The following is a 24,263-nucleotide window of genomic DNA, read 5'->3' as shown; positions in this document are numbered from 1 at the left end:
GCCTAAACCCGCGGGTAACTTGACACAATAGAGCGTCTTGTAAAGCGGGAGCCCTCGCGGTCAGCGCAGCCGGAAGTACTGCCAGGCCGCCCGGTTCCCGCGGTTCCACTTGTCCCCGGCGAAGGTGGCGCGGACCCGGAAGCGGACGCCGGAGGGGTGCTTGCCCAGCCACTTCCAGTCGACGACCGAGCGCTGCTCGGCCCGGCACGCGCTGGTGAAGACCGGCTTCCACCCGGAGGCGTAGCGGCGCTGGACCTGGTGCCGCAGGCAGCGCGGCGCCACCTTGCCGGTGAGGTCGCGGCTGCGGAAGACCGGCCTGCTGCGCTTCGGGAAGACCGCATAGGCGCCCGAGTAGCCGAGGAACCCGCCCTTGGGATCGGTACTGAGGTTGGCCAGCTGGACGACGGTGAGCTGTGCGGAGTCCAGCAGCTCGTCGGTGGTGGTGTCGACGAGGTCGGCGCGCAGGACGTGGTTGACGTACGGCGCGTAGGAGAAGCGCGACGGGACCTCGTTGACGATGCTGCTCTCCTCGAGGACCTTGCTGGTGCCGTTGGGCAGCAGCAGCGTGATCCGCAACGCCTCGGGGTTGCCGCCCTCGATGCCGCTCGCGACCACGGTGATCTTCTCGGTCTGACCGGACACGTAGTACGCCCGGTCCTTGGTCATCGTGACCGACGGCGGCGGATCCTCCGCACTCGCCGGCGCCATCCCGCTCAGGGCGCACGTCAGCACCAGCGCGATCAGTACGGCCGGACGCCTCATGGACTGATCAACGCAAAACGGGCGAACAAGTCACGACTGCTCGGGCTCCGGCGGCGTCTCGCTGCCGGCCGCCTCGTCCCGAGCGGCCCACTCCAGCAGCGGCGCGAGGTCGAAGACGTGGTCGTCGATGTCGTGGTGCAGGTCGCCGAGCTCGGCGAACCGGTCCGGCATCGTCGCGATCGTGAAGTCCCCGGGCACCACCGTGTCGATCTCGTCCCAGGCGATCGGCGCGCTCACCGTCGCCTCGGCGTTGCCGCGGACCGAGTACGCCGCCGCGATGGTGTGGTCGCGGGCGTTCTGGTTGTAGTCGACGAAGAGGTCGGCCGGGTCGCGGTCCTTGCGCCACCAGGCGGTGGTCACCTTGTCGCAGCGGCGCTCGACCTCGCGGGCGAAGGCCAGTGCGGCCCGGCGTACGACCTTGTGGTCTCCGTCCGGCTGGATCCGTACGTAGATGTGCATGCCGGAACCACCGCTGGTCTTCGGGTAGCCGACGGCGCCGAGCTCGTCGAGCACCTCCCGGCTGACGTGCGCGACCTCGCGCACCGTCGACCAGTCGCACTCGGGTCCCGGGTCGAGGTCGATCCGCCACTCGTCGGGGATCTCGACGTCGGCCCGGCGGCTGTTCCAGGGATGGAACTCGACGGTGCTCATCTGCACCGCCCAGACCACCTGGGCGATCTCGGTGACGCAGAGCTCGTCGGCCGTCCGCTTCCACCGCGGGAAGAAGACCTGCACGGTCTCCATCCACTCCGGAGCGCCGGAGGGCAGCCGCTTCTGGTGCACCTTGTCACCGGTCACGCCCTTCGGGAACCGGTGCAGCATGCACGGCCGCTCGCGCAGCGCGTTGACGATGCCGTCGCCGACCGCGAGGTAGTACTCGACCAGGTCGAGCTTGGTCTCGCCGCGCGCCGGGAAGTAGACGCGATCGGGGTTCGAGATCCGGACGACCCGGTTCTCGATCTCCAGCTCGATCGCGGCGCTCATCGACCTAGTCGACCCCGTGCTCGCGGATGAACGCCAGGATCGGCTCCGCCAGCTCGGGGCGGCAGACGATCAGGTCCGGCAGCCGCACTTCCTTCTGGTTGTACAACAGCTCGGTGCCGTCGACCCGGCTGGTGAAGAGGCCGGCCGCACGGGCGACCGCCACCGGGGCGGCGGAGTCCCACTCGTACTGACCGCCGGCGTGGACGTAGGCGTCGGTGACGTCCCGCGCCACCGAGATCACCTTCGCACCGGCCGAGCCCATCGCCACCAGGTCGGCGCCGATCTCCTCGGCGAGCGCCTGCACGAAAGCCGGCGGGCGGGTCCGCGAGACGGCGATCCGGGGACGCGGGGCGGTCCGCGCGGGGACGACCAGCGGCTGGCCGGTGTGGAAGGTACGGCCGAGCCCCGGCTGCGCGACGGCACCTGCGACCAGGGCGCCTTCCTGCCAGAGCGCGACGTGCACGGCCCAGTCGTCGCGGGGAGGCTCGGAGTACTCGCGGGTCCCGTCGACCGGGTCGATGATCCAGACGCGCGGGGTGCTCAGCCGGTCGCGCTCCCCCGCCGTGCCGCGGTGCTCCTCCTCGGACAGGACCGCGTCCTCGGGCTTGTACTGCGCGAACAGACCCATCAGCAGCTCGTGCGAGGCCAGGTCACCGGCGTCCTTGAGCTCCTTGCCCTCCAGGCCGCTGGTGCGGACCTTGAGCAGCAGCTCGCCCGCGACGGTGGCAGTCCAGGCGGCGAACAGGTGGTCGTTCTCGAGCGCCTCGGCGGGCGGCGTACCAGGATCGAAGTCAGTCACGTGCAGACCCTATCGTCGGTACGCCGCCGCCCCGCGGCGTACCGGCTCAGCCGAGGCCGAGGATCGGCATCCGCACGCTCTCGTACACCGGGAACACCGCGTGGTTGGCCCAGGCCGAGGTCGTCAGCAGCGTCACGATCGACGCCATCGGCGCCGGCGCGGTGCAGCTGGCGTAGCCGGAGGCATCGACGATTCCGACGCAGACGTCGACCGGCTCGACGTAGTTCGGATCCATCCCCGGGTGCCCGCTGGCTCCCGCGGCGCGGTTCTTCTCGGTGAAGAGGATGGCCTCGCCCACCGCCGGCGCCCCGTCCGAGGCGTAGTTCACCTTGACGCTGAAGGTGCGGGTGAGGATCTTCAGCCCGAGCGGGCCGCCGATGTGCAGGATGGTGCCGATCGGCTTCATCTTCACCGACTCCCCGAACGGGTTCACGTAGCCGGTGCTGTTCGCCCAGCCCTCGGCGCCGGTGAACTCGGCCATGTAGTTCAGCGGCCAGTCCGGCGTGTTCGGAAGCGTGATCGAGGCCGCGCCGGCGCTGTCGACGGCGACCGGACCACCGAGCGGCGAGGGCGGCGGGCCTCCCGGGCTGGGGCGCGGGTAGAAGGTCACCGTGCCGGCCGGGACGCCGGCAGCCGACCAGACGCTGGCGGTGAGCACCAGGTCGGCACCGCTCTTGGCCGCGTGCACGCGGGTCGTGGTGGCGTTGGGCGTCGCGGCCTGGGCCGGTACGGCGTACGCGAAGGCGGCGACGAGGACGGTGAAGAGCGCCAGGACGACCATGCGTCCCGAGATACGGCTGGTTCGAGCCACGGTGGGAGCCTCTCGTGAGATCCCTCCCAGGATTCACGACACGCAGTGCAGGTTTCGGACGCTACTCCCGCCTTACGGTCCTGCCTAGTCCCCTAAACCGGGAGAGTTCGGGCACCTTTCAGCGGTTGAACCGCTGCTGCGTCTCCTCGAGGCCCTTCTCGATCAGGCACTCGACGGCATCCGCGGCCGAGTCGATCTGGAACGGCAGCTCCTTGCGCTCGACCGTCGAGTAGTTGCCGAGCACGAAGTCGGCCGGGTCCTGACGACCCGGAGGGCGGCCGACACCGGCGCGCACCCGGTAGAAGTCGCCGGTGCCCAGGGAGGCGCGCATCGACTTCAGGCCGTTGTGGCCGTTGTCGCCACCCCCGAACTTGGTGCGCAGGGTGCCGAAGTCGATGTCCAGCTCGTCGTGGATCGCGATGATGTGCGCCGGGTCGACGCTGTAGAACTTGGCCAGCGTCGAGACCGGGCCGCCGGACTCGTTCATGTAGGTCCGGGCCCGGCCGAGGACGACCTTCGGGGCCGGCGCCCCGGGCGGGGCGAGCCGGCCCTCGAGCACCTCGGCGCGGCCGGACTTGTGCGCCTTGAGCGACCCGCCCATCCGACGTACCAGCTCGTCGACGACGAGGTAGCCGATGTTGTGGCGGGTGCCGGCGTACGCCGGGCCGGGGTTACCCAGCCCGACGATCAGCCAGACATCCGCGTCGTTCACCGGACTCACTCGGAGTCGCTGGACTCCTCGGCGGCGGGCTCCTCAGCCGCCGGGGCGTCGCCGGCAACCTCGGCGGTGGCCTCGGCCAGCTCGGCCTCGGCAGCCGCGGCGCTCTTGGCCTGGGTGACGTTGACGATCAGCAGCTCGGCGTCGCTGATCAGGGTCGAGCCCTTCGGCAGCGTCAGCTCGGAGGCGTGGATCTGCAGGCCCGGCTCGGCACCCTCGACCGAGACCTCGATCTGCTCGGGGATGTGGGTGGCCTCGGCCTCGAGGGTGACCACGTTGTTCTCGAGCTGGACGAAGGCCTCCTTGTTGGCCTCGCCGACGAGGTGGACGGGCACCTCGACGGTGACCTTCTCGCCCTTCTTCACCGCGACGAAGTCGACGTGCTCGAGGAAGCCCTTCAGCGGGTCGGCCTGGACCTGCTTGGTCAGCGCGAGCTGGACGGTGCCGTCGACCTCGATGTTGAGGACCGCGTTGGCGCCGCCGTGCTTGAGGGCCATCAGGGTGTCGTGCGCCGGCAGCGTCACGTGGACGGGGGCCTCGCCGTGGCCGTAGATGACCGCGGGGACCTTGTTGTCGCGGCGGATGCGGCGGGCCGCGCCCTTGCCGAACTCGGTGCGGGCCTCGGCCTTGATCAGGTCTTCAGACATGGTGCTCTCCTGGAACGTGGTTCGGTGGATTCAAGTCGGTGGCTGTCCGGTGCGAGACCGCCCGGAGACACGAAATGCACCGCGCACGACGGGCACGGTGCATGACTTCACGAACCGACCGCGTCGATCACGGAACATCCCTGTCGGGGCGCTCCCTCGCCGAGGCAACCTGGAAATACTAGCCCGCCCGCCGAGGCATGGGAAATCGAGATCAGGCGTACGGATCGGTGATCTCGCGCAGCGCCTCCAAGGCGGACCGCAGCGCCTCCATCTGCTCCTTGCCGAGGTGTCGCTCCCAGTCCCGCTCGATCGCCCGCTCGGTCCTCCGCGCCCGAGCCTGTACGGCGGCGCCGCGCGGTGCCAGGCGGACCAGGCGGGCCCGTGCATCGGTGGGGTCGGGCACCCGCTCGACGTACCCGGCCTTCTCCAGCTGGTCGACGAGGAACCCGGCGCTCTGCTTGGTGATCTGGGCCTGCTCGGCCAGGTCGGTCAGCCGGGTGCCGTTCGGGCCGATCCGGGCGGCCACGCGCCCCTGCGCCAGGGTCAGGTCGTCGAAACCCGCGGCGGCGACGTCGGCGACGATCCGCGCCTCCGCGGACCGGAACGCGATGAACATCAGCAACGCCGGATGCAGCCGCGGATCGGGCACAGGACACCTCTTGACAAGTTGATCAGACCGACTGACTATTTTGATAAGTCTATCTGACTAGATCTCTCTCGGAGGCGACACATGGACCACGACACGCTGTGGCGGCACATCCATGAGCAGCGGGCGGCGCTGGCCACCCACCTCGCCGGACTCGCTCCTCCGGACTGGGAGCACCCGACGCTCTGCCCCGGCTGGAGCGTCAAGGACGTCGCGGCGCACGTGATCAGCAATCCGCAGGTCCGGGCGCGCGACGTGGCCGTGATGATGGGTCGCAACCTCGGCCGCGGCTACAACACGATGATCGACCGGGAGACCAGGCGCCGCGGCCGCGACCAGACGCCGGCCACCGTGCTCGCCGACTTCTCGACGTACGCCGACTCGCGCCGCAAGGTGCCGATCACCACGACCGTCGAGCCGTTGCTCGACGTGCTCGTGCACACCCAGGACATCCTCCGGCCGCTCGGGATCCGGCACGAGATGCCGCCCGAGGCTGCCGTCGTCGCGGCCGACCGGGCCCGGCTGCACGCGGTGATGATGGGCTGGCGGTCGGCACGGAAGGTGCGCCTGGAGGCCACCGACACCGACTGGACCCGCGGCAACGGTCCGACCGTTCGCGGCCCGATCCAGGAGCTGCTGATGATCAGCACCGGACGGGCCCCTGATCCCGCGCTGGTCAGCGGCGACGGACGGGAGCTGATCTCCCATGAGTGAGCAGACCCGCCGCCGTCGCTGGATCACCCCCGGGACCGTGCTCGGCGGCCTCGCCCTGGTCGTCGCCTCGGTCCAGCCCGCTCAGGCGATCGCGGAACGGCTCGGCGCGGGCAGCGTCGGCACCCGCGAGCTCAAGACCGGTGCCGTCACCACCCCGAAGCTGCGCGCCAGCGCGGTCACCGGCGCGAAGGTCCGCGACGGCTCGCTGGGCACCGCGGACCTGGCCGCGAGCGCCCGGCCGCGGCTGCCGCGCGCCTACATGGTCCGGAAGAAGGGGTTCCTGGGCGACACGGTGAACACCCTGACGAACGTCGCCACGATCTCGCTGCCCGCGGGCACCTGGATGGTCACCGCCAAGGTCGGCACCTACTTGGCCGGGACGACGACCAACACCTACTGCACGCTCGACGACGGATTCGAGTGGGACGACTCGGAGGCGGCCAGCGGCTTCAACAACGGCACCGTCAACACGTACCAGGTCCAGACCCTCACCCTGATGGCGCGACCGACCTACACCAGCACGCGCACCATCGCCCTGAAGTGCATGGGCAACGCCTCCACGCTCGGCGACGCCATGCTGGTCGCCACCGAGGTGGTCAAAGCCAACTGATCAGGCGTGACCGTCGAACATCGAGGTGACCGAGCCGTCCTCGAAGACCTCCTTGATCGCCCGCGAGAGCAGCGGGGCGATCGAGAGGCAGGTCAGCTTGTCGAACTCGCAGTCCGCGGAGAGCGGCAGCGTGTTGGTCACCACGACCTCGACCGCCGAGGAGTTCTTCAGGCGGTCGACGGCGGGGTCGGAGAGGATCGCGTGCGTCGCGGCGATGATCACCCCGGCAGCGCCGTCCTTCATGAGGGCTTCGGCGGCCTTCACGATGGTGCCGCCGGTGTCGATGATGTCGTCGGTGAGGACGCACATCTTGCCGGTGATGTCACCGACGACCCGGTTCGCGACGGTCTCGTTCGGCCGGGTGATGTCCCGGGTCTTGTGGATGAAGGCCAGCGGCACGCCGCCCAGGCGCTCGGACCAGCGCTCGGCGACCTTGATCCGGCCGGCGTCCGGCGACACCACGGCGAGCTCCTGGTCGCCGTACTTCTCCTTGATGTAGTCGGCCAGGATCGGCAGCGCCATCAGGTGGTCGACCGGGCCGTCGAAGAAGCCCTGGAGCTGGTCGGCGTGCAGGTCGACCGTGATGATCCGGTCGGCGCCCGCGGTCTTGAACAGGTCGGCCATCAGGCGAGCCGAGATCGGCTCGCGGCCGCGGTGCTTCTTGTCCTGGCGGCTGTAGCCCCAGAACGGCATCACCACGGTGATCCGCTTGGCCGAGGCACGCTTGAGCGCGTCCACCATGATCAGGTGCTCCATGATCCACTCGTTCACCGGGGCGGTGTGGCTCTGGATCACGAAGGCGTCGCACCCGCGCACGGACTCCTCGTAGCGGACGTAGATCTCCGAGTTGGCGAACTCGTACGCCGACGTCGGGACCAGCGGGGTGCCGAGGGCCTCGGCCACCTCAGTCGCGAGATCGGGGTGCGCCCGTCCGCTGAAGACCATCAGGTTCTTCTCGGTGGCTTTCTTCATTCCGCTCACGCTGGCTAACTCCTCGCGGACCCTCGGCGTTCAACGTTCGTCTGTCAGATTGTCACCCACCGACACGACGTCGCCCAACACCGAGTCGGGGTCGTGCCAGCATCTGGACGCTACTCGGGGTCGGCGGGCGCGCGCCGGGCCGCGTCGGCGGCGGCCTTCGCCTGGGCGGTGCCGGCGCGCTTGCGCTGGGCCCACTCGTCGAAGTGCCGCTGCGGTCCGCTGGTCACGGCCAGCGATCCCGGGGGTACGTCGCGGCGGATCACGCTGCCGGCCCCGGTGGACGCGCCGTCGCCGACGGTCACCGGAGCGACGAAGGTGTTGTTGCTGGCGGTCTTGGCGTGCGCCCCGATCACGGTGCGGTGCTTCTCGACGCCGTCGTAGTTGGCGAAGATCGTGCCGGCGCCGATGTTCGCGCCCTCGCCGATGGTGGCGTCCCCGACGTACGAGAGGTGCGGCACCTTGGCGCCGTCGCCGATCTGGGCGTTCTTGGTCTCCACGAACGCGCCGATCTTGCCGCCGGCGCCGAGCTCGGTCCCGGGTCGCAGGTAGGAGAACGGGCCGACGTTCGCGCCGGCGCCGATCACCGCCAGCTCGCCGTGGGTCCGGACGACGCGGGCCCCGGCGCCGACCTCGACGTCCTTCAAGGTGCTGTCCGGCCCGATCACCGCGTCCTCGGCGACGACGGTGGCACCGAGCAGCTGCACCCCGGGGAGCAGGGTGACGTCGGCGGCCAGCTTCACGTCGACGTCGATCCAGGTGCTGGTCGGGTCGACGATCGTGACGCCGGCGCGCATCCAGGCGTCCAGGATCCGCTGGTTCATCTCCGCGGCGAGCGCGGCCAGCTGGGCCCGGTCGTTGGCGCCCTCGGTCTGCATCACGTCGTCGAGCTCGAAGGCGCCGACGGTGCGCCCGTCCTCCCGGGCCAGGTGCACGGTGTCGGTCAGGTAGTACTCGCCGTTGGCGTTCTCGTTGCCGATCCGGGGCAGTGCGGCGTCCAGGAAGTCGGCGTCGAAGGCGAGGATGCCGCTGTTGATCTCGCGGATCGCGGCCTGCTCGTCGGAGGTGTCCTTCTGCTCGACGATCGCCTGCACCCCGCCGTCGGCGTCGCGGAGGATCCGGCCGTACCCGGTCGGGTTGCCGACCACGCCGGTCAGGATGCTCATCGCGTCGGCCGAGGACCGGTGGAAGTCCGCGAACGCCCGCAGGCTCTCGCCCTGCAGCAAGGGGGTGTCGCCGTACGCGACGATCACGGTGCCGGTCCGGGCCTCCGCGGGCAGCGCCTCCCAGGCCATCCGGACGGCGTGACCGGTCCCGTCCTGCGCCTCCTGGACGGCGAGCACGACCCCGGGGACGAGCGCCTCGATGTGCGGCGCCACCTGCTCGCGCTGGTTGCCGACGACCGCGACGATCCGGGTCGGCTCCAGCGTGACGGCCGCGTGCAGGACGTGCCCGATCATGCTGCGTCCCGCGATCGGGTGCAGCACCTTCATCGTCTTCGACTTCATCCGGGTGCCGCCACCAGCGGCGAGGACGATGATCGTCAGGTCCTGCGACAAGGTGTCCTCCAGGGTCGGTGGATCGGTCCCACAACCCTATCCGCCCGGCACTGCCTAGGATTCGTCCATGCCCGCTGACTCCTTGGCCGATCGCCTCCTCGACGCTCAGGTGGGCTGGCTGCTCGGCCAGCTGACGGGTCCCGGCCTTCCGGACGCGATCGCCCGCGACGTCGACGCCCTGCTGGCGATCGGCTCCAGGGCCACCGTCGGCGAGCTGGTCGACGCCGGCGAGGTCAAGCAGCTGGCCCGGCTGATCGTGACCGCGGTGCCGCCCAGCACCGCCGCCAGCACCCTGGTCGCGACCGCGGCCGACGTCGCGTACGACGGGCCGACCGAGTCGTTCGCGCTGGCCGACCTGATCGACCGCGAGAACGTCGAGAGCCTGGTCGACGAAGCCCTCGGGATGACCGACCTGGCGGAACGGTTCCTCGACGAGCTGACCGCGAGCCCGCTGGTGGCGACGCTGGCCTCGCGGTTCGTCGGCCGGATCGTCGGCGACATGGTCCAGGCGAACCAGGCGATGGCGGACAAGATCCCCGGCCTCGGCTCGCTGGTCTCCTTCGGCACCAGCGCCGCCGGCAAGGTGGTCGGCGCCGCCGACAAGCAGCTCCAGCAGGTGCTCGGCGACACGGCCGGCAAGGGCGCCGCGTTCGCGATGCGGCGCCTCAACAAGGTCGTCATCGACACCCTGAAGGACCCGACCGCGCGCGACGCCGTGCTGGAGGTCTTCGACCTGTACGCCGACAAGCCCGTCGTCCGGCTCGACCAGCTCGGCGACCGGGAGGACGCCCGGCGGGTCGCCGGCCTGCTCCAGGACATCGTGATCGCCGGTGCCCCGACCGAGCCGGTGCTGGCACTCGTGGATGCGCTCATCGACGGCTTCTTCTCGGTGTACGGCGACAGCACCGCGACGACCCTGGTCGAGGAGCTGGGCCTCACCCGGGACGACTTGGTCGGGCACGCGCAGGTGCTGGTCCCGCGGATCATCGGGGCCGCGCACGAGGCGGGCGAGCTCGAGCCGCTGCTGCGGGCGCGGCTGGAGCCGTTCTTCAGCTCGCCCGAGGTCGCCGCGATCCTGGCGTAGCGGTCAGGCTCCGCGCCGACTCTCGACCATCCGCACCAGGGTCTCGCTGGTGTGCTTGATCGCGATCCCGACGAACGGCTTCATCGCCGCGGCCATCGCGGCGCCGGCCGGCCCGCCGGGGAGGGTGTAGGAGATCCAGGCGTCGACGCGGGTCCGGTCGCCGTCGAGGGCGGAGAAGGTCCATCGCTGGGTGTTGCGGATCCCCTTGACGGAGGTGAGCTCGATCAGCCGGTCCAGCTCCCAGCCGGTGCACCTGATCCGCGAGGTCAGCGAGACGCCGACCTTCATCACCCCGTCGTACTCGGCCCCGACGCCGCGGAGCTGCTCGGTGACCGGCTCGATCTTGTGCAGCCCGTACATCCAGTCCCGGGTGGTGCTGAAGTCGTCGACGTAGGCGAACACCTCGTCGACCGGTGCCGCGATCTCGACGCTCTGCTCCACGATGGTTGCCACCGCAGGATCCTGGCACAGGAGCGGAGCGGGCGCTTTGCTCCCCGGGTAGGAGTCGAACCTACGTCGCTAGTCCTGATTCAAAGTCAGGCGGGCCCTGCCGGCAGACCAACCGGGGAATGTAGGGCACAGGCTATCGGGAGTTGGTCCGCCGACAGCGCCCGCCTGCGGGGCGGCGCACATTCTGGGGCGGCTACGACTCAACCGACCCACCGAGGCGCGCGACCTGATCCACGTGCGCGGCGTACTGCGCCTCGAGACCGGCGCGCAGACTCGTGCGCGGTTCCCAACCGAGCAGCGCCCGCGCCGCGTCGGTGGCGCCGGACGTACGGCGCGCCTCGCCCGTCGCGGCCGGCCGGCGCTTCAGCCGCACCGGGGACCCGGCCAGCTCGGCGACGACGTCGAGCGCCTCCAGCACGCTCGCCTGCACCCCGCCGGCGATGTTCAGCACCGTGCCGGGCTCCGGGTCCGCGGCAAGGGCGGCGAGGTTCGCTTCCGCCACGTCGCCGACGTAGGTGAAGTCGCGGACCTGCTCACCGGTGCCGAGGAGCGGGAAGGCCGGGCCGCCGGTGGCGGCGGCGATCATCCGGTGGAACGCCATGTCGGGTCGCTGACCGGGACCGAAGACGGTGAAGTAGCGCAGGCACACCACCGGCACCCCGTGCGCCGACGCGTAGGCGACGGCGAGCCGCTCGGCCGCCAGCTTGCTCACGCCGTACGGGCTCAACGGGGTCGGCAGCGCGTCCTCCCGGGTCGGGTACGACGCCGCGTCGCCGTAGACCGACGACGAGGACGCGACCACCACCCGCCGGATCCGCGGCTCGCCGGCGACCGCGTCGAGCAGGTTCTTGGTGGCCGCGACGTTGTCGTCGAGGTAGGAGCCGAAGTCGCCTCGCCAGGAGTCCCGCAGACCCGCGCGGCCGGCCTGGTGGGAGACCGCGTCGACGCCGGCGACGAGATCGGCGACCGAATCCCGGACCAGGTCGCGCTCGTGGAAGGTGAATCGGGGATCTCGGAGCAGGCTGCGAAGGTTGTCGCGCTTGAGGTCGGGCGAGTAGGTCGCCCTCATCGCGTCGACTCCCAGCACGTCCAGCCCGGCGTCGAGGTACGCGCGCGCCACCGCCGAACCCACGAAACCGGCCACCCCGGTCACCAGTGCCACGCCCATGAACGCACCCCCTCCGGGCGAACTCTAGCGATTCCGGGAGGTGGGGGCAGCGCTTGTGCGAGCCTTGGCCCCACCAGATTTTCGAGGAGAACCGATGACAGACCACCCGCCGAAGCGGGCGGTGTACACCGCGCTGATCGGCAGCTACGAACGGCTGCTGGAGCAGCCCGCCGCCATCACCTCCGACGTGCCGTTCATCTGCCTCACCGACGACCCCGACCTGACCAGCAACACCTGGCAGGTGCGCCTGATCGAACCCGCCTTCCTGAGGGACGCCTCCCGCTCCAGCCGCTTCCTCAAGATCATGGGAGGCGGGCACCCGCTCGACGAGTACGACGAGACGCTGTGGATCGACAACCGGATCGTGCTCAGCGAGGATCCCGCCGTCATCCTGGACGAGGTGCTGGCGGACGCCGACCTCGCGGTGATCCACCACAGCTACCGGGAGACGGTGGTCGCCGAGTTCGACGAGGTGACCCGCGCCGGCCTCGACGACCCGGCCCGGATCTACGAGCAGCTGATCCACTACGCCGAGTCCAAGCAGCACGTACTCGACCTGCGTCCGTACTGGGGCGCGTTCATCGCCCGGCGCTGGACCCCGTCGATCCGGGACGCGATGCAGACCTGGCTCAACCACGTGCTGCGGTACTCGCGCCGCGACCAGCTCTCGATGCGGTACGCGCTCGACGGCGTCCCGCGGGTGCTCGCCCTCGACCTGGACAACTACAAGTCCTCCTGGCACACCTGGATCAGCGACCAGGACGTGATCGCGCGGGACTACTCGATGCGCAACAACTCGTTCCGCACCTCGATCCGCGCCCCTCTCGCCGCCACGACCACGCTGAACGCGGAGATCGCATCGCTCCGGGCGGAGCTCGACGCGGAGCAGGAGCGCTCACGCAAGGCGCTGGAGCGCGTCGCCCACCTGCGTGCCCGGGTCGAGCGGCTGCTCAAGCGGGTCGACCGCCTCACCCGGAAGCTCGCGGTCGAGCGGGACCGCTCGGCGCGGCTGCGCGCCCAGGTGGACCGGCGGCCCGGGAAGCGCGCCGCCGACGCCGTACGACGGGCGCTCACCCGGCGCTGACCCTAGGCGCCGTTGATCGAGTCCTCGGTGAAGTCGTGCTGGGTGAAGTCGACCGCCCGACGGGCGTTCGAGACCGAGGTGACCGTGCTGGTGCCGATCGGCCCCTGGCGGTCGAAGACCCGCGCCGTACCGGTGGAGATGCCGTCGTGCGAGGTCCAGCTGGTCGCGGACAGCCCGATCTCCTGGCTGACCGGCACCCGGGAGATCGCCAGGGTGATGTCGGTGTTGATGTACTGCACGCCCTCGGTGCCCCAGTTCACCACCATGCTGGTCGAGTCGGCCGCACCCGCGAGGCCCTGGAACGGGGTCGGCTTCTCCCCGACCACGATCGCCAGCGCCGACTGCCAGGTCTGCTTGCGGCCGCCGTTCTGGTGCTCGGCGAAGTTCTGCGACCAGCCGATGCCGTCGCTGAAGAAGATCGGCACCCGCGGCTCCTCGGAGACGGGGGCGATCTCCAGCGGTGGCGGGGTCGGCTCGTCGGTGGGCGCCCAGACCTGGCCGGGCGGGTTCTCGGTGGCCTTGAGGAACATCGCGCTCCCCCGGGCCACGATGTCGCCGTCCTGGGAGAGGGTCGCGTCGACCAGCATCAGCCGCGAGCCCTCCCGGACCACGGTCGACTCCAGGCGGCACGGACCCATGCTCGGCGCCCGGAAGAGGTCCACGGTGTAGCGCGCCGGCCGCAGGTCGTCGCGACCCGCCGCGGCCACCGCCCGCTCCAGCTCACGGGCGAGCGCGCCACTGGTGGCGACCCCGTGCATCTGGTCCTCGCGCCAGAGGCTGCGGGCGATGTCCTGGGGAACCAGCAGGTCTCCCTCGGCCCGGAACAGCGCGTACTTCGTGGCGGCCGGCGTGCTCTGCGTCATGGCGCCATTCTCCCGGCGAGCTAACGGACCCCGTCACGGACCCCGGCCCGATGTGCAATAGGCCTCATCGATTCCCGACCTACGCAGCCGTAGGTTACGGTTTTCGCATCTGCGTCTCCATGCCGGTGGAGACCTGCCCGTAGGGGCACCTCCGTGAAGGATGAACGATGACCGCCTCCCCCGTCCTGGACGAGCCGATCACCCAGCACGCCACCATGGGCGGCGACACCCAGTCGCTGACCGAACAGGTTGCTCTGGGCATCTTCATCGCCGTTCCGTTCCTGGCGCTGCTCGCCGCGATCCCGATCGCCTGGGGCGGTTGGCTCGGCTGGTCGGACCTGCTGATCATGGGGGCGATGTACTGGTTCACCGGGCACGGCATCACGGTCGGCTTCCACCGGCTCTTCACGCACAAGTCCTTCAAGCCCAATCGGTTCGTGAAGAACGCCCTCGCCGTCGCCGGCTCGATGGCCGTCCAGGGGCCGCTGGTGCGCTGGGTCGCCGACCACCGCAAGCACCACAAGTTCTCCGACCGCGACGGCGACCCGCACAGCCCGTGGAAGTACGGCACCAACCTGCGCGCGCTCTGGAAGGGCTTCTGGCACGCGCACATGATGTGGCTCTTCGACTCCGAGCAGACCGTGCAGCGCAAGTACGCCCCGGACCTGCTCAAGGACCGCGACCTGATCCGGATCTCCCGGCACTTCTGGGCCTTCGTGCTGCTCTCGATGCTGCTGCCCGCCGCCCTCGGCGGCCTGATCACCTGGTCCTGGCAGGGCGCGCTGACCGCGTTCTTCTGGGGCTCCCTGGTCCGGGTCGCGCTGCTGCACCACGTGACCTGGTCGATCAACTCGATCTGCCACACCATCGGCGACCGCCCGTTCGTCTCCCGCGACAAGTCCGCCAACGTCTGGTGGCTGGCGATCCCGTCGATGGGCGAGTCCTGGCACAACCTGCACCACGCCGACCCGACCTGCGCCCGGCACGGCGTGCAGCGCGGTCAGCTGGACACCTCCGCGCGACTGATCTGGCTGCTGGAGAAGGCCGGCTGGGTCAAGGAGGTCCGCTGGCCCGTCGCCGAGCGGATCCAGGCCAAGCTGGTCAGCGCGCAGCCGGTCAGCTCCTGAACCTCTCCGCGGCCGCCTGGATCGTCGCGACGTAGTCGTCCCAGTAGGCAGCGTCGCCGATCTCGGCCCGGTCCGCCTGCCCGGACCCGTCGATTAGCTCCCGGCAGAGATCGGCGTGCCCGGCGTGCTGCGCGGTCTCGCTGACCATCCGGATCAGCAGCACGCCCAGCGTCGTCGCCCGGCGCTCCTCGGGCCAGTGCGGCACCGAGCCGACCGCGTCCAGGTCGAGCGCGGCGAGGGTGGCGTCGCCGTGGGCGCAGGCACGCTCGTAGAGCGCGATCAGGTGCTCGCGGGACTCCTCCGCCGTCGCCCACATGTCGGCGCCGTCCCAGATCGAGCCGTCCGCGACCCACGGCAGCACGTCCGGCGGCGTGCGCCCGAACGCCTCCCCGAGGTAGACGTGCTCGTTGCCGGTCATGTGCTTGACCAGGCCGAGCAGGTTGGTGCCGCTCGCGGTCATCGGCCGGCGGGCGTCGTACTCGCTCAGACCCGCGAGCTTGTCCAGGAGCACCGCCCGGGTGCTCCTCAGCTTCTCGTGCAGCTCCGCCTTCAGGTCCGTCATGCTCCGACCCTAGTCAGCGGTGCCGACACTGGCAGGATGGCCGGGTGCCCTCCCGCGACGAACGATCCAAGAAGCCTGCCCGCAGCCGGATGACGGCGGCCGAGCGCCGCGAGCAGCTCATCGAGATCGCCCGCACCGTCTTCTCCGAGAAGGGCTTCGACGGGGCGTCGGTCGAGGAGATCGCCTCCCGCGCCGAGGTCTCGAAGCCGGTCGTCTACGAGCACTTCGGCGGCAAGGAAGGCCTGTACGCCGTCGTCGTCGACCGCGAGGTCCGGCAGCTGCTCGACATGATGCGCCAGGCGCTGACCGCCGATTCCCCTCGGGTGCTCATCGAGCAGGCCGCCTTCGCGCTGCTCACCTACATCGAGCAGTCCTCGGAGGGCTTCAGGATCCTGGTCCGCGACACCCCGCTCGGGTCCGCGTCCGGCTCCTACGTCTCGATCATCAGCGACATCGCCACCCGGGTCGAAGGGATCCTGGTCGACCAGTTCAAGCGCCGCGGCTTCGATCCGAAGGCGGCGCCGATGTACGCGCAGATGCTGGTCGGCATGGTCGGCACCACCGGGCAGTGGTGGCTGGACGCGCGCAAGCCGGCCAAGGAGGTCGTCGCCGCCAACCTGGTCAACCTCGCCTGGAACGGCCTCTCCGGGCTGGAGGCCAAGCCGGAGCTGCGGCTCAAGAACTGATCCGCGGTCCCCGGCTCACTCCGGCGCCACCCGGTGGCAGACCGCCTCGACGTTGTTGCCGTCCGGGTCGCGCACGAACCCGCCGTAGTAGTGGTCGTGGTACTCCGGGAAGTGCCGCGGCTCGTGCAGCACCTCGGCCCCGAGGCCGACCGCGGCCTCGACGAACGCACGGACCGTCGCCGCGTCCGGGGCGCTGAACGCCAGGTGCATCTCCCGGTTGGGTCCGAGGTCGTCGCTGAACCGGGAGATCCAGAAGTCCGGCTTGGTGGTGCCGTACCCGATGGCGCCGTGCCCCTGGTCGTCGGAGAACTCCTTGAGCCGGGTGTGCCCGAGGGTGGCCAGCACGGTGTCGTAGAACGTCGTGGCGGCGTCCAGGTCTGCGCAGTTGATGCCGAAGTGATCGATCATGCCGCCATCGTCGCCCGGGTCGCCGACAGTTCCCAGACTTCTCTCGATATCAAGAATCTTTCCGACTAAGATGCCTGCATGCCAGCCAGCGAGTCCGACGAGGTCGACGCCCTGGTCCAGGCGTGGAAGCGCGAGCGGAACGACCTCGACCTGGCACCGGTCGAGGTGTTCAGCCGGATCAGCCGGCTCGCCCGGCTGCTCGACCTGGCCCGGCGAGAGGCGTTCACGGCCGAGTCCATCGAGCCCTGGGAGTTCGACGTCCTCGCGGCGCTGCGCCGCGCCGGCGAGCCCTACCAGCTCAGCCCCGGCCAGCTCCTCCGCGAGACGATGGTGACCAGCGGCACCATGACCAACCGGATCGACCGGCTCACCCAGCGCGGCTTCGTCGACCGCTCCCCTGATCCGGACGACCGGCGCGGCGTCCTGGTCGGGCTCACGGCCTCCGGCAAGAGCGCCGTCGACGGCGCCTTCGAGACCCTGATCGCCAGCGAGCGCGACCTGCTTGCGGAGCTGTCCGCGGCCGAGCGTCGCGACCTGGCCGGCCTGCTCAAACGGCTGATGGGGCCGCTGCGGTAGGCACCCGCTCCTCGACGAGCTCGTGGAGCGTCGGCGAACCGTGCGCCACCAGCTGCTCCTGGGACTGCGGCGTCCGCCAGATCTGCTCCAGGGCACCGCGGAAGGCGGTCGCCTCCTCGGCGGTGTCGAAGGTCAGGTCGATCGCCACCTGGTTGCCGTCCTCGACCCGACGGGTCAGGCGGTACGACCGCACCCCCTGGTCGGCACGGAAGCGGTCGAACTTGTCGAAGGCCGCCTTCCAGGACTCGTAGTCGTGGACGGTGTTCTCGATGTGCAAGGTGATCATCACGGGCTCCTCGGGTTGCCGGATCGGACCACCAGCCTGTGCCGCCTGCCGACGCCGCGGTATCCCTGATCCTGGGGATTCCGCCGCCTCCGGCACGCCCCTAGGGTGGGGCGGGTGAGGGCGACAGGCGGCCTGAACGGCCGGATCGAACGGCTGTGCTCCGAGCGGCACACCGCGAAGGCCCTGCGCGAACGGGTGCTGGAGCTGCTGCGCCCGGCGGTCCCGTACGACGGCCACGTCTTCGCGCTCACCGACCCGGTGACGAGGGTGGCGACGGCCCCGCACGCCGACGTACCGATGCTGCCGTGGGACCGGCTCCCGGAGACGATCCGCTGGCGCTACCTGACCACGCTGAACCGGGTCGACCAGCTGGTCGGCCGACCGGCAGCCTCCCTGCTCGGCACCGGCGACGCATCGGACTCGCCGCTCTGGCAGCACGTGCTGCGGGAGGTCGGCGTCGTGGACACCGCGACGGTCGCCTTCGCCGACCCGTACGGGACCTGGGCGTACCTCGACCTGTGGCGTACGACGGAGCCGTTCACCGCCGCCGACCTCGCCGTGCTGACCGGCCTGGTCGGCCCGGTGACCGCCGGCCTGCGGGCCGCCCTCGCCCGCACCTTCGTCGACCCGGCCGAGCAGCTGCTCCCGGTCGGGCCGGCGGTCGTGCTGCTGGGGCCGGACCTGGTCGTCCACCAGCTGACCGAGGGCGCCGCCACCGCGCTGTTCACGCTGCTCCCGCCGGACGAGCTCCGGGCACCGATCCCGGCGGCCGCCTACAACCTCGCCGCCGCGCTCCTCGCCGAGGAAGCCGGCATCCCGGTCGGCGAGCCGTGGTCCCGGGTGCACCTCGGCGGCAGCCGCTGGGTGACGGTGAAGGCGTCCCGGCTCGGCGCGGAGATCGCGGTCTCGATCGAGCCCGCCACCACCGCCGAGCGACTCGACCTGTTCGCCCGGGCGCACGGTCTCTCGGACCGCGAGGCCCAGGTGATCGGCCTGCTCGGCATCGGTCTGGACACCCGCGAGATCGCCGGACAGCTCTTCCTCTCCGAGCACACCGTCAACGACCACGTGAAGGCGGTACTGGCAAAGGCCGGGGCGCGCACCCGGCAGGTGCTGCTGGCCCGGATCGCCGGAGCCGCCTGAGCGCGGCCCGGCCCGAGGTCAGTGTCCGTCGCCGGTGACGGCGAGCGCGACGCCGAGGCCGATCATCGAGACGCCGCCGACCGTCCCCATCGCCTCGCCGCGCTTGGCGGAGCGGTTGAACCAGGTCCGCAGCTGCGAGGCGATCAGCGCCCAGATGCTGTCCGAGAGCAGGCCGATCGTGGTGGCCACCAGGCCGAGCAGCAGCATCTGCAGCTGCAGGTGACCCTCGCCACGGTCGATGAACTGCGGCAGTACGGCCGCCATCATCATGTAGCCCTTGGGGTTCGACGCGCCGACGACGAAGCCCTGCCGGATCGCGCGCGGCCAGGTCATCCGCGGCCCGGCGTCGTCGGGACCGCCCGCGGTCAGGAACTCCTTGCGCCGACGTACCGCTTCGACACCGAGGTAGATCAGGTACGCCGCCCCGGCGAGCTTGAGGATCGTGAACACCACGATCGACTCCTGCACGATCACGCCGAGGCCGGCCGCGACGAGCACCACGATCGTGACCAGTCCGAGGGTGTTGCCGATCACCGAGGCCAGCGCGACCCCGCGGCCGTAGGCGAGCGCCCGGCCGACGACGAACACCACGCTCGGTCCCGGGATCACGATGATGATGAACGCGGCGAGGCCGAACGTCAGGAACTGGTCGATCGAGATCACCCGGTCACGGTACCGACGGCACCCCCGGCGGTCGAGCCATATCCGGCCGCTGTCTCACTCGAGGACGGCCGAAGCCTCCAGCCACTCCAGCTCCAGGACGTCCCGCTCGGCCTGGGCGGCGCGCAGCTCCTCGGCCAGCTTCGCCATCGCCTCGTAGTCGTCGGCGACCTCGGCGATCGCGGTGTTCAGCTCGGTCTCCCTCGCCAGCAGCCGGGCGATCTGCTTCTCGACCCGGGCGATCGTCTTGCGAGCCGCGCGCTCCTCGGCGCCGCCGATCCTCGCCTTGGACTTGGCGCTACCACCGGGCATCTCGACAGGCTCGATGTCCGAGCCCACAAGAGCGGCCTGCGACTTCCGCAGCTCCAGGTACTGGTCGACCCCGTTGGCCAGCATCCCGATGGTCCCGTCGCCCATCAGCGCCCAGATCGAGTCGGTGACCCGCTCCAGGAAGTACCGGTCGTGGGAGACCACGATCAGCGTCCCGGGCCACCCGTCCAGGAAGTCCTCCAGGACCGCGAGCGTCTCGATGTCCAGGTCGTTGGTCGGCTCGTCGAGCAGCAGCACGTTCGGCTCGGAGAGCAGCAGCTTGAGCAGCTGGAAGCGCCGCCGCTCACCACCGGAGAGGTCGCCGAGGCGAGCCGTCAGCCGGTCGCCGGTGAAGCCGAACCGTTCCAGCATCGAGGTCGCCGAGATCTCCTGCCCGCCGGCGTTCTTCGCGACCCGGCGGATGTCCTCGATCGCGCCGAGCACCCGTTGGCTCGGGTCCTCGGGGGTCACGTTCTGGGTCAGGTGCTGCAGCGCCACCGTCCTGCCCTGCTTCACCTTTCCCCTGGTCGGCGCGAGCGTCCCGGAGACCAGCGAGAGCAGCGAGGTCTTGCCGGCGCCGTTGACGCCGACGACACCGACCCGGTCGCCCGGACCGAGCCGCCAGGTGGCGTGCTGGAGGAGAGTGCGCTCGCCCCGGACCAGGTCGACGTCCTCGACGTCGATCACGTCCTTGCCGAGGCGCTGGGTGGCGAACCGCTCCAGCGCCAGCCGGTCCCGCGGCGGCGGCTCGTCGGCGATCAGCTCGTTGGCGGCGTCGATGCGGAACTTGGGCTTCGACGTACGGGCGGGCGCGCCGCGGCGCAACCAGGCGAGCTCCTTGCGCATCAGGTTCTGCCGGCGCTGCTCGCTGGCGGCCGCCTGCCGCATCCGCTCGTTCTTGGCGAGCACGAAGGCGGCGTACCCGCCCTCGTAGTAGTCGATGGTGCCGTCGTGGACCTCCCAGGTCTGCTCGCAGACCTCGTCGAGGAACCACCGGTCGTGGGTGACGACGACCAGGGCCGACGTACGACGCTTGAGGTGGTCGGCGAGCCAGGCGATCGCCTCGACGTCGAGGTGGTTGGTCGGCTCGTCGAGGATCAGCAGGTCGTCCGGCTCGAGCAGCAGCTTCGCGAGCGAGCAGCGCCGGCGCTCACCGCCGGAGAGCCCGTGCACCTCGCGGTCCAGGCCGATCCCGTCCAGGAGCACCTCGACGACCTCACGGGTGGTCGCGTCCGCCGCCCACTCGTGGTCCGCCTTGCCGCCGAGGACGACCTCGCGGACGGTGTGGGTGTCGTCGAGCAGGTCGCGCTGGTCGAGGTACCCCAGGTGCAGGTCGCGGGAGCGCGAGACCCGGCCGCTGTCGGGCTCCTCGCGGCCGGTCATCAGGTTCAGCAGGGTGGTCTTGCCGTCGCCGTTGCGCCCGACGATGCCGATCCGCTCCCCGACCCCCACGCCGAGGCTGATCTCGTCGAGCAGGATCCGGATGCCGAAGGACTTGGAGACCTTCTCGAGGTTGAGCAGGTTGCTCATGCACTATCTTTCATCGTTGAGTCGGGCGTTCTGGCTAGGCGTACTGGACGACGTGGGCGCCGGCGACCGGACCGGTCGCGACCAGGACGCCGGGATGGCCGGCGTCGAGCAGCGCCTCACGCACCTCGTGCGCGGAGTCCTGGTCCTCGACCAGCCCGAGGAACGTCGGACCGGAGCCGGACAGCAGAGCGGCCCGCGCTCCCGCGCCGACCAGGTCGGACTCGGTCAGGCGCAGGTCCGCCCGGAGCTCCAGCGCGACGGATTGCAGGTCGTTGCGGACGCCCGCGGTGAGGGCGTCGAGGTCGGTGCCCGCCAGCGCCGCGAGCACGGCGGCCGAGTCGCTGCCACCGCCGCCATGGTCGTCGAAGGCCGCGTAGACCGCCGGTGTCGACATCCCGGTCGCGTTCGGCACCACCACCCACCACCAGGTGCCGGCGTCGCCGACCGACTCCACCAGCTCACCGCGACCGGTCCCGTGCGCGGTCCCGCCGAGGAGCGCGAACGGTACGTCGCTGCCGAGCTCCGCAGCGATCGCCAGCAGGTCCTCGTCACTGGTCCGCAGGTCCCACAGCCGGTCCAGCGCGACCAGGGTCGCGGCGGCGTCGGCACTCCCGCCGGCCATCCCGCCGGCGACCGGGATGCCCTTGCTGATCCCGATCGACGCCCGCCGGGCGATCCCGTGGTGCTCGGTCAGCAGCACGCCGGCCCGGACGACGATGTTGGTCTCGTCGAGCGGCACCTCGGAGACGTCGACGTCGCCGATCGGCTCGACGCCGACCGACCAGCCGGCGGCCGTGCTGACGGTGATGTCGTCGTACAGGCTGATCGCCTGGTAGACGGTGTCCAGCGGGTGGTAGCCGTCGTCACGGACCGGACCAACCCCGAGGACCAGGTTGATCTTCGCGGGCGCGCGGACGGTGACCGAGCGCGCGGAGGTCGGGGCGGTCATGCCGCCTCCGCGCCGAGGGCCTCGGCGATCCTGACGAACTCGTCGATCCTGAGCTGCTCGCCCCGGGCCATCGGGTCGATGCCGGCGCGGGCCAGCGCTGCTTCGGCCGCCTCGGCGGAGCCGGCCAGGTCGCGCAACGACGGCCGCAGCGCCTTGCGCCGGTGCGCGAAGGCCGCGTCGACGACCGCGAACACCTGCTCCCGGGTGGCGGTGGTCGCAGGCGGCTCGCGTCGGGTCCAGGCGACGAGCCCGGAGTCCACGTTCGGGGCCGGCCAGAACACGTTGCGGCCGATCGAGCCCGCCCGGCGGACGTCGGCGTACCAGGAGGCCTTGACCGACGGGACGCCGTACGTCTTGGATCCGGGGACCGCGGCCAGCCGGTCGGCGACCTCGGCCTGCACCATCACCATCCCGCGCTCCAGCGAGGGCAGCAGCGCCAGCAGGTGCAGTAGCACCGGGACCGAGACGTTGTACGGCAGGTTCGCGACCAGGGCGGTGGGCGCCGGCCCGGGGACCTCGGTGATCCGCAGCGCGTCGGCGAGGACGACCTCGAACGCATCGACCTGGTCCGGGGCGTGAGCGGCGATCGTGGCCGGCAGTGCGCCCGCGAGCAGCGGGTCGATCTCCACCGCGATCACCCGGCGGGCGACCGCGAGCAGCGCCAGGGTCAGCGACCCCAGCCCGGGACCCACCTCGAGCACGACGTCGTCGCCGGTGATCCCGGAGTCGGTCACGATCCGCCGTACGGTGTTGCCGTCGATGACGAAGTTCTGGCCCTTCTGCTTCGTCGGCCGCAGATCCAGCCCGGCAGCGAGGGTCCGGATCTCCGCCGCCCCCAGCATCGTCGGCGGGGAGGCAGCACTGTCGGTCACGGACGAAGAGTATCCGTGACCGACAGGTACGTAGTCGTCAGACGTGGTGCAGGGCAAGGCGGAGGAGCGAAGGAGTCCTCTTGCGGAGCGGACTTCGAGCGACGACAACGCGGCCAGGTGCCGCGTATGGCGGCTACGCGAGCTTTCCGCAGTGGGGCCAGGCTCCATACCCACCGGAGGCCTTGCGGACGCGCTCGGCGACGGCGATCTGCTGCTCGCGACTGGCCTGGTGCGGGTAGCCGACGCCGCCGTTGGCACGCCAGGTGCCGAGCGAGAACTGGAGGCCGCCGTAGTAGCCGTTGCCGGTGTTGATGTGCCAGTTGCCGCCGGACTCGCACTGGGCGATCCGGTCCCAGGCGCCGCCGTTGGCGGTGCTGGCGGGCATCTGCTTGGTGCCGACCTTGACGACGGACGCCTTCGGCGCACGCAGCACGGTCTGCTTCACGACGACCTTGCGGAAGACCTTGGCGTTGCGGAACACGACGCGGTAGGTGACCGAGCGGACTCCGGCGCGGCCGGCCGTGACGGTCTCGCGCTCGCCGACGTACATCGACGCGTCGGCACGCTCGGTGACCGGCGGGGCGACCCGCTCGCGGGCGACGTGCTTGCGGACCGCACGCACCCGGATCAGGGTCACCTTGTCGCCGGCCTGCAGCGGCGCGGTCAGTGCCGGGCGCACGATGTCGTCGGCGTCGTACGGCGCGTTCAACCCGTCCAGCAGGCTGCGCACGTCGGGAGCCGCGACGGTGACCTTGCGCGGGGCGGCGGCGCCGAGCTTGACGACGAACTTCTTCGGCGTGGTGATCAGCAGGGCCATGCCCTCACGGCTGATCGATGCGCTCCGGCTGGCGGACAGAGCAACCTTGCCGGACCGGATGCCGAGCTGGGCGAGGGCCGAGTCGACCTTGGTCGCCGTCGTCCAGTACGTCTTGCTCTTGCCGTCGATGCTGACCGCCAGCGGGCGGCTGTACCGGACGTTGATCTGGCTGCCGTCGTCGACGGCGGAGTCGAGGGACGGGACGACCACGTCCCGCGAGGCGAGCTCGATGCCCTCACCGGCCAGCACGCCGGCGACGTCGTCGCCGAAGGTGCGCACGGTGCGGTCCTTGCCGTCGATCGAGAGGGTGACGGTGCTCGTCATCGTGAAGTAGCCGGCGGTGGTCGCCACGAGGGCGACGGCGATGGTGCCGACCAGGCCGACGAGCCAGGCCTTGCTGCTGATGATGTGCGTGAGGGTGGCGCGCACGGTTCTCCGATGTTCGGACTCTCCGGTCCACG

Annotated in this window: 28 protein-coding genes and 1 tRNA gene; 8 read left to right on the top strand and 21 right to left on the bottom strand. The window is 70.7% G+C overall.

The window, feature by feature from the left end:
• Window positions 1-60: 60 nt before the first annotated feature.
• The 7 genes from EFK50_RS12560 to EFK50_RS12530 form a co-directional block, all read right to left on the bottom strand.
• Complete coding sequence (locus EFK50_RS12560; RefSeq protein ID WP_123227883.1) at window positions 61-762, bottom strand: hypothetical protein; 702 nt, start codon at window positions 760-762, stop codon at window positions 61-63.
• A gap of 30 nt (window positions 763-792) precedes the next feature.
• Window positions 793-1,746: a non-homologous end-joining DNA ligase gene (ligD, locus tag EFK50_RS12555; RefSeq protein ID WP_123227882.1), complete on the bottom strand. Its 954-nt coding sequence runs from the start codon at window positions 1,744-1,746 to the stop codon at window positions 793-795.
• 4 nt (window positions 1,747-1,750) lie between these two features.
• Window positions 1,751-2,545 carry a 3'(2'),5'-bisphosphate nucleotidase CysQ gene (locus EFK50_RS12550; RefSeq protein ID WP_123227881.1) on the bottom strand — a complete coding sequence of 265 codons (795 nt, stop codon included), beginning with the start codon at window positions 2,543-2,545 and terminating at the stop codon, window positions 1,751-1,753.
• A gap of 46 nt (window positions 2,546-2,591) precedes the next feature.
• A complete protein-coding gene (locus EFK50_RS12545; protein ID WP_148046144.1) occupies window positions 2,592-3,356 on the bottom strand; it encodes an Ig-like domain repeat protein in 765 nt (254 codons plus the stop codon).
• Window positions 3,357-3,474: 118 nt separating this feature from the next.
• Window positions 3,475-4,068: an aminoacyl-tRNA hydrolase gene (pth, locus tag EFK50_RS12540; RefSeq protein WP_123228649.1), complete on the bottom strand. Its 594-nt coding sequence runs from the start codon at window positions 4,066-4,068 to the stop codon at window positions 3,475-3,477.
• A gap of 5 nt (window positions 4,069-4,073) precedes the next feature.
• Window positions 4,074-4,721 carry a 50S ribosomal protein L25/general stress protein Ctc gene (locus tag EFK50_RS12535; protein WP_123227879.1) on the bottom strand — a complete coding sequence of 216 codons (648 nt, stop codon included), beginning with the start codon at window positions 4,719-4,721 and terminating at the stop codon, window positions 4,074-4,076.
• A gap of 211 nt (window positions 4,722-4,932) precedes the next feature.
• Window positions 4,933-5,370, bottom strand: coding sequence for a MarR family winged helix-turn-helix transcriptional regulator (locus EFK50_RS12530; RefSeq protein WP_246004139.1), 438 nt, complete (start codon window positions 5,368-5,370; stop codon window positions 4,933-4,935).
• An 81-nt stretch (window positions 5,371-5,451) separates the two neighbouring features.
• On the opposite strand from EFK50_RS12530, the gene EFK50_RS12525 reads away from it, so the two are divergent.
• Both EFK50_RS12525 and EFK50_RS12520 read left to right on the top strand, forming a co-directional pair.
• Window positions 5,452-6,081 carry a maleylpyruvate isomerase family mycothiol-dependent enzyme gene (locus tag EFK50_RS12525; RefSeq protein ID WP_123227878.1) on the top strand — a complete coding sequence of 210 codons (630 nt, stop codon included), beginning with the start codon at window positions 5,452-5,454 and terminating at the stop codon, window positions 6,079-6,081.
• Window positions 6,074-6,691 carry a hypothetical protein gene (locus EFK50_RS12520; RefSeq protein ID WP_123227877.1) on the top strand — a complete coding sequence of 206 codons (618 nt, stop codon included), beginning with the start codon at window positions 6,074-6,076 and terminating at the stop codon, window positions 6,689-6,691. Before EFK50_RS12525 ends, EFK50_RS12520 begins: the two co-directional genes overlap by 8 nt.
• On the opposite strand, the gene EFK50_RS12515 is transcribed toward EFK50_RS12520, so the two are convergent.
• The gene (locus EFK50_RS12515) at window positions 6,692-7,672 is read right to left on the bottom strand and encodes a ribose-phosphate diphosphokinase (RefSeq protein WP_281274024.1); all 981 of its coding nucleotides are present in this window, start codon (window positions 7,670-7,672) and stop codon (window positions 6,692-6,694) included.
• 110 nt (window positions 7,673-7,782) lie between these two features.
• The gene (gene glmU / locus EFK50_RS12510) at window positions 7,783-9,228 is read right to left on the bottom strand and encodes a bifunctional UDP-N-acetylglucosamine diphosphorylase/glucosamine-1-phosphate N-acetyltransferase GlmU (RefSeq protein ID WP_123227875.1); all 1,446 of its coding nucleotides are present in this window, start codon (window positions 9,226-9,228) and stop codon (window positions 7,783-7,785) included.
• A 67-nt stretch (window positions 9,229-9,295) separates the two neighbouring features.
• Here glmU and EFK50_RS22205 point away from each other — a divergent pair, with 67 nt between their 5' ends.
• Window positions 9,296-10,312 carry a hypothetical protein gene (locus EFK50_RS22205; RefSeq protein WP_183407799.1) on the top strand — a complete coding sequence of 339 codons (1,017 nt, stop codon included), beginning with the start codon at window positions 9,296-9,298 and terminating at the stop codon, window positions 10,310-10,312.
• Window positions 10,313-10,315: 3 nt separating this feature from the next.
• Here EFK50_RS22205 and EFK50_RS12500 read toward each other — a convergent pair whose 3' ends face one another.
• From EFK50_RS12500 to EFK50_RS12490, 3 genes are all read right to left on the bottom strand, one after another.
• A complete protein-coding gene (locus tag EFK50_RS12500) occupies window positions 10,316-10,765 on the bottom strand; it encodes an SRPBCC family protein (RefSeq protein WP_183407798.1) in 450 nt (149 codons plus the stop codon).
• A 37-nt stretch (window positions 10,766-10,802) separates the two neighbouring features.
• Window positions 10,803-10,881 (bottom strand) — tRNA-Gln (locus EFK50_RS12495).
• A 74-nt stretch (window positions 10,882-10,955) separates the two neighbouring features.
• Window positions 10,956-11,930: an NAD-dependent epimerase/dehydratase family protein gene (locus EFK50_RS12490; RefSeq protein WP_123227873.1), complete on the bottom strand. Its 975-nt coding sequence runs from the start codon at window positions 11,928-11,930 to the stop codon at window positions 10,956-10,958.
• 94 nt (window positions 11,931-12,024) lie between these two features.
• On the opposite strand from EFK50_RS12490, the gene EFK50_RS12485 reads away from it, so the two are divergent.
• The gene (locus tag EFK50_RS12485; RefSeq protein WP_123227872.1) at window positions 12,025-13,014 is read left to right on the top strand and encodes a glycosyltransferase domain-containing protein; all 990 of its coding nucleotides are present in this window, start codon (window positions 12,025-12,027) and stop codon (window positions 13,012-13,014) included.
• 2 nt (window positions 13,015-13,016) lie between these two features.
• Here EFK50_RS12485 and EFK50_RS12480 read toward each other — a convergent pair whose 3' ends face one another.
• On the bottom strand, window positions 13,017-13,877 hold the full coding sequence (locus tag EFK50_RS12480; protein WP_123227871.1) for a thioesterase family protein: 861 nt from the start codon (window positions 13,875-13,877) through the stop codon (window positions 13,017-13,019).
• A 167-nt stretch (window positions 13,878-14,044) separates the two neighbouring features.
• Here EFK50_RS12480 and EFK50_RS12475 point away from each other — a divergent pair, with 167 nt between their 5' ends.
• Entirely contained in the window at window positions 14,045-15,004 is a 960-nt protein-coding gene (locus EFK50_RS12475; protein WP_123227870.1) for an acyl-CoA desaturase, read from the top strand.
• Here the strand turns inward: EFK50_RS12475 and EFK50_RS12470 are convergent.
• On the bottom strand, window positions 14,994-15,566 hold the full coding sequence (locus EFK50_RS12470) for a DinB family protein (protein WP_123227869.1): 573 nt from the start codon (window positions 15,564-15,566) through the stop codon (window positions 14,994-14,996). The genes EFK50_RS12475 and EFK50_RS12470 overlap by 11 nt on opposite strands.
• Window positions 15,567-15,655: 89 nt before the next feature.
• On the opposite strand from EFK50_RS12470, the gene EFK50_RS12465 reads away from it, so the two are divergent.
• Window positions 15,656-16,252, top strand: a complete 597-nt coding sequence (locus tag EFK50_RS12465) for a TetR/AcrR family transcriptional regulator (RefSeq protein ID WP_123227868.1) — start codon at window positions 15,656-15,658, stop codon at window positions 16,250-16,252.
• Window positions 16,253-16,267: 15 nt separating this feature from the next.
• Here EFK50_RS12465 and EFK50_RS12460 read toward each other — a convergent pair whose 3' ends face one another.
• Window positions 16,268-16,660 (bottom strand): VOC family protein, encoded by a 393-nt coding sequence (locus EFK50_RS12460; protein WP_123227867.1) that lies wholly within the window; start codon window positions 16,658-16,660, stop codon window positions 16,268-16,270.
• Window positions 16,661-16,738: 78 nt separating this feature from the next.
• On the opposite strand from EFK50_RS12460, the gene EFK50_RS12455 reads away from it, so the two are divergent.
• Window positions 16,739-17,236, top strand: a complete 498-nt coding sequence (locus tag EFK50_RS12455) for a MarR family winged helix-turn-helix transcriptional regulator (RefSeq protein WP_123227866.1) — start codon at window positions 16,739-16,741, stop codon at window positions 17,234-17,236.
• Here EFK50_RS12455 and EFK50_RS12450 read toward each other — a convergent pair.
• Window positions 17,208-17,522, bottom strand: coding sequence for a hypothetical protein (locus EFK50_RS12450; protein ID WP_123227865.1), 315 nt, complete (start codon window positions 17,520-17,522; stop codon window positions 17,208-17,210). The genes EFK50_RS12455 and EFK50_RS12450 overlap by 29 nt on opposite strands.
• A gap of 114 nt (window positions 17,523-17,636) precedes the next feature.
• On the opposite strand from EFK50_RS12450, the gene EFK50_RS12445 reads away from it, so the two are divergent.
• Entirely contained in the window at window positions 17,637-18,665 is a 1,029-nt protein-coding gene (locus tag EFK50_RS12445; RefSeq protein WP_221177368.1) for a helix-turn-helix transcriptional regulator, read from the top strand.
• An 18-nt stretch (window positions 18,666-18,683) separates the two neighbouring features.
• Here the strand turns inward: EFK50_RS12445 and EFK50_RS12440 are convergent, their stop codons facing one another.
• From EFK50_RS12440 to EFK50_RS22820, 5 genes are all read right to left on the bottom strand, one after another.
• Window positions 18,684-19,328 (bottom strand): LysE family translocator, encoded by a 645-nt coding sequence (locus tag EFK50_RS12440; protein ID WP_123227864.1) that lies wholly within the window; start codon window positions 19,326-19,328, stop codon window positions 18,684-18,686.
• Window positions 19,329-19,382: 54 nt separating this feature from the next.
• Window positions 19,383-21,164, bottom strand: coding sequence for an ABC-F family ATP-binding cassette domain-containing protein (locus tag EFK50_RS12435; RefSeq protein ID WP_123227863.1), 1,782 nt, complete (start codon window positions 21,162-21,164; stop codon window positions 19,383-19,385).
• Window positions 21,165-21,198: 34 nt separating this feature from the next.
• The gene (locus EFK50_RS12430; RefSeq protein ID WP_123227862.1) at window positions 21,199-22,113 is read right to left on the bottom strand and encodes a 4-(cytidine 5'-diphospho)-2-C-methyl-D-erythritol kinase; all 915 of its coding nucleotides are present in this window, start codon (window positions 22,111-22,113) and stop codon (window positions 21,199-21,201) included.
• Entirely contained in the window at window positions 22,110-22,955 is an 846-nt protein-coding gene (gene rsmA / locus EFK50_RS12425) for a 16S rRNA (adenine(1518)-N(6)/adenine(1519)-N(6))-dimethyltransferase RsmA (protein ID WP_123228645.1), read from the bottom strand. Before rsmA ends, EFK50_RS12430 begins: the two co-directional genes overlap by 4 nt.
• Window positions 22,956-23,118: 163 nt before the next feature.
• Window positions 23,119-24,231 (bottom strand): resuscitation-promoting factor, encoded by a 1,113-nt coding sequence (locus tag EFK50_RS22820; RefSeq protein ID WP_183407797.1) that lies wholly within the window; start codon window positions 24,229-24,231, stop codon window positions 23,119-23,121.
• Between the last annotated feature and the right edge of the window lie 32 nt (window positions 24,232-24,263).

The sequence above is a fragment of the Nocardioides marmoriginsengisoli genome (assembly GCF_003725695.1).
GTDB lineage: Bacteria > Actinomycetota > Actinomycetes > Propionibacteriales > Nocardioidaceae > Marmoricola > Marmoricola marmoriginsengisoli.
This window is presented reverse-complemented; position numbering and strand designations above follow the sequence as displayed.

What these genes read in the sequence shown, in the direction of transcription:
- EFK50_RS12560 (WP_123227883.1), bottom strand. Translation starts at nt 762, where the DNA reads ATGAGGCGTCCGGCCGTACTGATCGCGCTGGTGCTGACGTGCGCCCTG.
- ligD (WP_123227882.1), bottom strand. Translation starts at nt 1,746, where the DNA reads ATGAGCGCCGCGATCGAGCTGGAGATCGAGAACCGGGTCGTCCGGATC.
- EFK50_RS12535 (WP_123227879.1), bottom strand. Translation starts at nt 4,721, where the DNA reads ATGTCTGAAGACCTGATCAAGGCCGAGGCCCGCACCGAGTTCGGCAAG.
- EFK50_RS12525 (WP_123227878.1), top strand. Translation starts at nt 5,452, where the DNA reads ATGGACCACGACACGCTGTGGCGGCACATCCATGAGCAGCGGGCGGCG.
- EFK50_RS12520 (WP_123227877.1), top strand. Translation starts at nt 6,074, where the DNA reads ATGAGTGAGCAGACCCGCCGCCGTCGCTGGATCACCCCCGGGACCGTG.
- EFK50_RS22205 (WP_183407799.1), top strand. Translation starts at nt 9,296, where the DNA reads ATGCCCGCTGACTCCTTGGCCGATCGCCTCCTCGACGCTCAGGTGGGC.
- EFK50_RS12490 (WP_123227873.1), bottom strand. Translation starts at nt 11,930, where the DNA reads ATGGGCGTGGCACTGGTGACCGGGGTGGCCGGTTTCGTGGGTTCGGCG.
- EFK50_RS12485 (WP_123227872.1), top strand. Translation starts at nt 12,025, where the DNA reads ATGACAGACCACCCGCCGAAGCGGGCGGTGTACACCGCGCTGATCGGC.
- EFK50_RS12480 (WP_123227871.1), bottom strand. Translation starts at nt 13,877, where the DNA reads ATGACGCAGAGCACGCCGGCCGCCACGAAGTACGCGCTGTTCCGGGCC.
- EFK50_RS12475 (WP_123227870.1), top strand. Translation starts at nt 14,045, where the DNA reads ATGACCGCCTCCCCCGTCCTGGACGAGCCGATCACCCAGCACGCCACC.
- EFK50_RS12470 (WP_123227869.1), bottom strand. Translation starts at nt 15,566, where the DNA reads ATGACGGACCTGAAGGCGGAGCTGCACGAGAAGCTGAGGAGCACCCGG.
- EFK50_RS12465 (WP_123227868.1), top strand. Translation starts at nt 15,656, where the DNA reads ATGACGGCGGCCGAGCGCCGCGAGCAGCTCATCGAGATCGCCCGCACC.
- EFK50_RS12460 (WP_123227867.1), bottom strand. Translation starts at nt 16,660, where the DNA reads ATGATCGATCACTTCGGCATCAACTGCGCAGACCTGGACGCCGCCACG.
- EFK50_RS12455 (WP_123227866.1), top strand. Translation starts at nt 16,739, where the DNA reads ATGCCAGCCAGCGAGTCCGACGAGGTCGACGCCCTGGTCCAGGCGTGG.
- EFK50_RS12450 (WP_123227865.1), bottom strand. Translation starts at nt 17,522, where the DNA reads ATGATCACCTTGCACATCGAGAACACCGTCCACGACTACGAGTCCTGG.
- EFK50_RS12435 (WP_123227863.1), bottom strand. Translation starts at nt 21,164, where the DNA reads ATGAGCAACCTGCTCAACCTCGAGAAGGTCTCCAAGTCCTTCGGCATC.
- EFK50_RS12430 (WP_123227862.1), bottom strand. Translation starts at nt 22,113, where the DNA reads ATGACCGCCCCGACCTCCGCGCGCTCGGTCACCGTCCGCGCGCCCGCG.
- rsmA (WP_123228645.1), bottom strand. Translation starts at nt 22,955, where the DNA reads ATGCTGGGGGCGGCGGAGATCCGGACCCTCGCTGCCGGGCTGGATCTG.